The sequence below is a fragment of the Psychrobacter sp. I-STPA6b genome, from assembly GCF_020662265.1.
In the GTDB taxonomy this organism is placed as follows: domain Bacteria; phylum Pseudomonadota; class Gammaproteobacteria; order Pseudomonadales; family Moraxellaceae; genus Psychrobacter.
Map to the genome: position 1 here is coordinate 441,976 of NZ_VEWM01000063.1, position 6,777 is coordinate 448,752.

The following is a 6,777-nucleotide window of genomic DNA, read 5'->3' on the forward strand; positions in this document are numbered from 1 at the left end:
TAGAAATCAATACATACCACATTCTAGTCCAACAGCTACTGAAAGAGCCAGCTCTTTAGCCTCTGTGACAAAGGAGTCTTGCCAACTGCCTTTTAGCACTAATGCAGGCTGTACCCACCGCCATCTAAGCCCTGTTGTAATAGTCTCTAATGCACGTACTGAACCAGTACCATCATGACCAGCACGTACATAGGCAGCAAAAGCAAGACCCTGCTTTTTTTCTAGCAAAGGATAATAACAACGATCAAAAAAATCCTTGGTCATCCCTGATAAATAGCTTAAATTCTCCAAAGTACCTAATAGCACCGCATCTGCTTCTAATACATCTTGAGGCTGAACACACTCCACACTCAGTACTTTTATCCTTATGCTAGCCTCTTTGATGCTATCCACAACTGCTTGGCATAAATATTGAGTATTTTTGGAAGGTGCATGATAAATAAAAAGTAGTAACTTACCCGACTCAACATCATTCAGCATAATGAAAATTCACAACTTGCTGTATATCTGGGTGAATACTTTTTGCTACTGGACAACTTAACGCCGCTTGCTCTAAAACTTTTTGCGTACGTTCATCAAAGGTTTGTGTCAGATAAATACTAACATGCACTTCACTCACTCGACGAGGTTCTGTTGCCATTACCTTAGTAACCTCAGCTTTAGTTCCTACAATATCCAAGTCCATACTATCAGCTTTAATTCCCATGATAGTCAACATACAACTAGCAAGACTGGTTGCTAACAAATCAGTTGGAGAAAAAGCCTCACCCTTACCATGATTGTCTGTAGGTGCATCTGTAATAATTTGATTATTTGACTGTAAATGAAGCGCTTGTGTTCGTAATTCACCTTGATAAACAACCGTTGATGTGGTCATAAAAAAATCCTTAATATATTCTTAGTTAAGTTTCTATTGTAATAATTAATCATTAGAAAGCAACCAAATTCACTCAGCTATCCCAAAACTATTGATTAATTAGGATCTTGAAATACAACAGAATAAAGGCTTATAAGCAAGCAGAAGAGTGATGAATAAAGAAGTATTGTAAGAAATCTCAAGATATAGGCAATAAAAAGCCCCCATTAACGAATGTTAAAGGGGGCTTTAGGTATAGGGAGCTGACGATGACCTACTCTCACATGGGCGAACCACACTACCATTGGCGCTAAGATGTTTCACTTCTGAGTTCGGGAAGGGATCAGGTGGTTCCATCTTGCTATTGTCGTCAGCAAAGGGGGTTAGATATGAGTCTAAAGTGTTAAATATATTAAGCTAAATCAAGCTAAGTAAAATCGGATGATATAAAATCGTTATCAAGACTTGTTTATACAAAACCAATTGGGTGTTGTATGGTCAAGCCAAACGAGCAATTAGTACAGGTTAGCTACACGTATCACTACGCTTCCACACCCTGCCTATCAACGTCCTAGTCTTGAACGGCTCTTAGGGGAAATCTAATCTTGAGGTGGGCTTCCCGCTTAGATGCTTTCAGCGGTTATCCCATCCGAACGTAGCTACCGGGCAATGCCATTGGCATGACAACCCGAACACCAGCGGTTCGTCCACTCTGGTCCTCTCGTACTAGGAGCAGATCCTCTCAAATTTCCAACGCCCACGGTAGATAGGGACCGAACTGTCTCACGACGTTCTAAACCCAGCTCGCGTACCTCTTTAAATGGCGAACAGCCATACCCTTGGGACCTGCTTCAGCCCCAGGATGAGATGAGCCGACATCGAGGTGCCAAACACCGCCGTCGATATGAACTCTTGGGCGGTATCAGCCTGTTATCCCCAGAGTACCTTTTATCCGTTGAGCGATGGCCCTTCCATACAGAACCACCGGATCACTAAGACCTACTTTCGTACCTGCTCGACTTGTGGGTCTCGCAGTTAAGCGCGCTTCTGCCTTTATACTCTTTGAACGATTTCCGACCGTTCTGAGCGCACCTTCGTACTCCTCCGTTACTCTTTAGGAGGAGACCGCCCCAGTCAAACTACCCACCATACATTGTCCTCGATACTGTTATATCTGAGTTAGAACCCCAACATGACCAGGGTGGTATTTCAAGGATGGCTCCACAAATACTGGCGTATCTGCTTCAAAGCCTCCCACCTATCCTGCACAAGTCAGGTCAAAGTTCAATGTAAAGCTGTAGTAAAGGTTCACGGGGTCTTTCCGTCTAGCCGCGGGTACACAGCATCTTCACTGCGATTTCGATTTCACTGAGCCTCTGCTGGAGACAGCGCTGCCATCATTATGCCATTCGTGCAGGTCGGAACTTACCCGACAAGGAATTTCGCTACCTTAGGACCGTTATAGTTACGGCCGCCGTTTACTGGGGCTTCGATCAAGACCTTCGCTTACGCTAAGCCCATCAATTAACCTTCCAGCACCGGGCAGGCATCACACCCTATACGTCCACTTTCGTGTTTGCAGAGTGCTGTGTTTTTAATAAACAGTTGCAGCAGCCTGGTATCTGCGACTGTCAATAGCTTACAGAGCAAGTCCTTCACCATCGACAGCGTACCTTCTCCCGAAGTTACGGTACCATTTTGCCTAGTTCCTTCAGCAGAGTTCTCTCAAGCGCCTTGGTATTCTCTACCTGACCACCTGTGTCGGTTTCGGGTACGATTCGTTTATGACTATCGCTTAGAAGCTTTTCCTGGAAGCATGGTATTTGCCACTTCGCTGTACATGTACAGCTTGCTATCAGATCTCAGTATTAAGTGACCGGATTTGCCTAATCACTCTACCTACATCCTTCCACCTGGATAACCATCACCAGGCTGGCATAACCTTCTCCGTCCCTCCATCGCATCATAAACAAGTATTGGAATATTAACCAATTTCCCATCGACTACGCCTTTCGGCCTCGCCTTAGGGGTCGACTCACCCAGCCCCGATTAACGTTGGACTGGAACCCTTGGTCTTCCGGCGTGCGAGCTTTTCACTCGCATTATCGTTACTCACGTCAGCATTCGCTCTTGTGATACCTCCAGCATGCCTTACAACACACCTTCACAGGCTTACACAACGCTCCCCTACCACTTGAAACAATTTTCAAATCCGCAGCTTCGGCTCCTAGTTTGAGCCCCGTTACATCTTCCGCGCGGGCCGACTCGACTAGTGAGCTATTACGCTTTCTTTAAAGGGTGGCTGCTTCTAAGCCAACCTCCTAGCTGTCTATGCCTTCCCACTTCGTTTCCCACTTAACTAGGAATTTGGGGCCTTAGCTGGCGGTCTGGGTTGTTTCCCTCTCCACGACGGACGTTAGCACCCGCCGTGTGTCTCCCGGATATCACTCATCGGTATTCGGAGTTTGCATCGGTTTGGTAAGTCGGTATGACCCCCTAGCCGAAACAGTGCTCTACCCCCAATGGTGTTCGTCCGAGGCGCTACCTAAATAGCTTTCGGGGAGAACCAGCTATCACCGAGTTTGATTAGCCTTTCACCCCTATCCACAAGTCATCCCCTGGCTTTTCAACGACAGTGGGTTCGGTCCTCCGATGCCTGTTACGGCACTTTCAACCTGCTCATGGATAGATCACTCGGTTTCGGGTCTATACCCTGCAACTAGACGCCCTATTAAGACTCGGTTTCCCTACGGCTCCCCTATTCGGTTAACCTCGCTACAGAATATAAGTCGCTGACCCATTATACAAAAGGTACGCGGTCACGGAACAAGTCCGCTCCCACTGCTTGTACGCACACGGTTTCAGGTTCTATTTCACTCCCCTCACAGGGGTTCTTTTCGCCTTTCCCTCACGGTACTGGTTCACTATCGGTCAGTCAGGAGTATTTAGCCTTGGAGGATGGTCCCCCCATCTTCATACAGGATTTCTCGTGTCCCGCACTACTTAATATGCTTCTTCTAATGTTTCGAATACGGGACTATCACCCACTATGGTCAGCTTTCCCACACTGTTCTTCTACATTAGAGTCCGTCGGCTCCTCCCCGTTCGCTCGCCGCTACTAGGGGAATCTCATTTGATGTCTTTTCCTCGAGTTACTGAGATGTTTCACTTCACTCGGTTCGCTTCCTAATAAATTAGGATACCTAGCTTATGCTAGGTGGGTTTCCCCATTCAGAAATCTCCGGATCGCAGGATATTGCCACCTCCCCGAAGCTTATCGCAGGCTGTCACGTCTTTCTTCGCCTCTGACTGCCAAGGCATCCACCATGTGCGCTTCATTACTTGACCATACAACCCCAATTAGTCTTAGGATTCTATGTAGTAATGATAACGATATCACCTATGTTTACGCTTGATTCAGTTCTCTTTACTTTCGATAACCAACCCTTGGGATAACAACTGATGTCATTAAAGGTTGATTATCAGGTTAAATTATATATTGTGTATATATAACTTAACCCAGACTCATATCTATGTTTTTAAATAATCATAATGCCTTCGTCAGGTCATTATCATCTGTATAAAACAGAAGAAAATAATCTATATATAAAATTACTTTGTTCTGCTTTCGCTTCACTCTATATCATGGTGGAGCCAAGGAGAGTCGAACTCCTGACCTCCTGCGTGCAAGGCAGGCGCTCTACCAACTGAGCTATGGCCCCGTAGTTATTTGGTGGGTCTGATAAGACTTGAACTTATGACCCCCGCGTTATCAACACGGTGCTCTAACCAACTGAGCTACAGACCCCGAGCTTAGCTTAAACTAAAGAACAACTTGTTGTGAATTCTTGCTGACCGAATGTCGTTTTTAAGGAGGTGATCCAGCCGCAGGTTCCCCTACGGCTACCTTGTTACGACTTCACCCCAGTCATTGACCACACCGTGGTGATCGCCCTCCTAAGTTAGGCTAACCACTTCTGGTGCAATCAACTCCCATGGTGTGACGGGCGGTGTGTACAAGGCCCGGGAACGTATTCACCGCGGCATTCTGATCCGCGATTACTAGCGATTCCGACTTCATGGAGTCGAGTTGCAGACTCCAATCTGGACTACGATAGGCTTTTTGAGATTCGCATCACATCGCTGTGTAGCTGCCCTCTGTACCTACCATTGTAGCACGTGTGTAGCCCTGGTCGTAAGGGCCATGATGACTTGACGTCGTCCCCGCCTTCCTCCAGTTTGTCACTGGCAGTATCCTTAGAGTTCCCGGCCAAACCGCTGGTAACTAAGGAAAAGGGTTGCGCTCGTTGCGGGACTTAACCCAACATCTCACGACACGAGCTGACGACAGCCATGCAGCACCTGTATCACAATTCCCGAAGGCACTCCCGTATCTCTACAGGATTCTGTGTATGTCAAGACCAGGTAAGGTTCTTCGCGTTGCATCGAATTAAACCACATGCTCCACCGCTTGTGCGGGCCCCCGTCAATTCATTTGAGTTTTAACCTTGCGGCCGTACTCCCCAGGCGGTCTACTTATTGCGTTAGCTGCGTCACTAAGAGATCAAGTCCCCCAACGACTAGTAGACATCGTTTACGGCGTGGACTACCAGGGTATCTAATCCTGTTTGCTACCCACGCTTTCGAACCTCAGTGTCAGTATGATGCCAGGAAGCTGCCTTCGCCATCGGTATTCCTTCAGATCTCTACGCATTTCACCGCTACACCTGAAATTCTACTTCCCTCTCACCTACTCTAGCTAACCAGTATCAGATGCAGTTCCCAGGTTAAGCCCAGGGATTTCACATCTGACTTAATTAGCCACCTACGCTCGCTTTACGCCCAGTAATTCCGATTAACGCTTGCACCCTCTGTATTACCGCGGCTGCTGGCACAGAGTTAGCCGGTGCTTATTCTGCAGCTAATGTCATCGCTTATGGGTATTAACCATAAGGTCTTCTTCACTGCTTAAAGTGCTTTACAACCAAAAGGCCTTCTTCACACACGCGGCATGGCTGGATCAGGGTTCCCCCCATTGTCCAATATTCCCCACTGCTGCCTCCCGTAGGAGTCCGGACCGTGTCTCAGTTCCGGTGTGGCTGATCATCCTCTCAGACCAGCTACAGATCGTCGCCTTGGTAGGCCTTTACCCCACCAACTAGCTAATCTGACTTAGGCTCATCTAATAGCGAGAGCTACAAGTAGCCCCCTTTCTCCCGTAAGACGTATGCGGTATTAATTCGAGTTTCCCCGAGCTATCCCCCACTACTAGGCAGATTCCTAAGCATTACTCACCCGTCCGCCGCTAATCCAGTCTAGCAAGCTAGACCTTCATCGCTCGACTTGCATGTGTTAAGCCTGCCGCCAGCGTTCAATCTGAGCCATGATCAAACTCTTCAGTTTAATCTTCTTGGAATCTTTTAAGATGATTCCTAATCTTGGCTCATTCTTTAATCGTATAGTCTTTCGACTACTGGCATTTTATTGCTCATTCGTATGTTCGTAATGAATTAACTTTTGAGTTTTCTTGCCTTAAAGAATGATAATCTTTTTATAGTTAGTCTTTGACCAACTTTAATTCATTAACATTCTGTGTCAGCAAAAATCCACACAAGTTGTTCTTTAGTTTGCTTTTAAATAGTTGACATACAATGTCTTCCATTGTATGTTATATCTAAACTAAGATAGCCTTCAATTTGAAGTTACTCATATTTGAGTGTTTATCTTGCTTAGTGAGCCATCCAGTATATCATGTTTTTAATATCTGTCAAGCTTTTTTTCAATTCTTTTTTTCTTCGTTTCAATCTAAACCCTTCCATTCAACAATTAATCAATTGTTTCATTAAAGTGTTTAGCTCGTCCCGATGAGGTGCGTATTATACGCTAATCTCCCTCACTGTCAAGAAGTTTTTTATCTTTAT

The 6,777-nt window shown here is 46.0% G+C and carries 2 protein-coding genes, 2 tRNA genes and 3 rRNA genes; all 7 read right to left on the reverse strand.

The genetic code is table 11. The features are described 5' to 3' along the window. Positions 1–6: 6 nt before the first annotated feature. Positions 7–480 carry a flavodoxin family protein gene (locus tag FHK88_RS07235; RefSeq protein ID WP_227430061.1) on the reverse strand — a complete coding sequence of 158 codons (474 nt, stop codon included), beginning with the start codon at positions 478–480 and terminating at the stop codon, positions 7–9. Further along, positions 470–877 (reverse strand): OsmC family protein, encoded by a 408-nt coding sequence (locus FHK88_RS07240; protein ID WP_227430062.1) that lies wholly within the window; start codon positions 875–877, stop codon positions 470–472. The genes FHK88_RS07235 and FHK88_RS07240 overlap by 11 nt, the downstream gene beginning before the upstream one ends. A gap of 240 nt (positions 878–1,117) precedes the next feature. Further along, positions 1,118–1,231, reverse strand: a 5S ribosomal RNA gene (gene rrf, locus FHK88_RS07245). A gap of 119 nt (positions 1,232–1,350) precedes the next feature. Then, positions 1,351–4,204: ribosomal RNA gene (locus tag FHK88_RS07250) — 23S ribosomal RNA — on the reverse strand. 298 nt (positions 4,205–4,502) lie between these two features. Further along, positions 4,503–4,578, reverse strand: a tRNA-Ala gene (locus FHK88_RS07255). A 9-nt stretch (positions 4,579–4,587) separates the two neighbouring features. Then, positions 4,588–4,664 (reverse strand) — tRNA-Ile (locus tag FHK88_RS07260). A 61-nt stretch (positions 4,665–4,725) separates the two neighbouring features. Then, a 16S ribosomal RNA gene (locus FHK88_RS07265) occupies positions 4,726–6,259 on the reverse strand. The 16S, 23S and 5S rRNA genes sit together here with 2 tRNA genes alongside, the layout of an rRNA operon. Between the last annotated feature and the right edge of the window lie 518 nt (positions 6,260–6,777).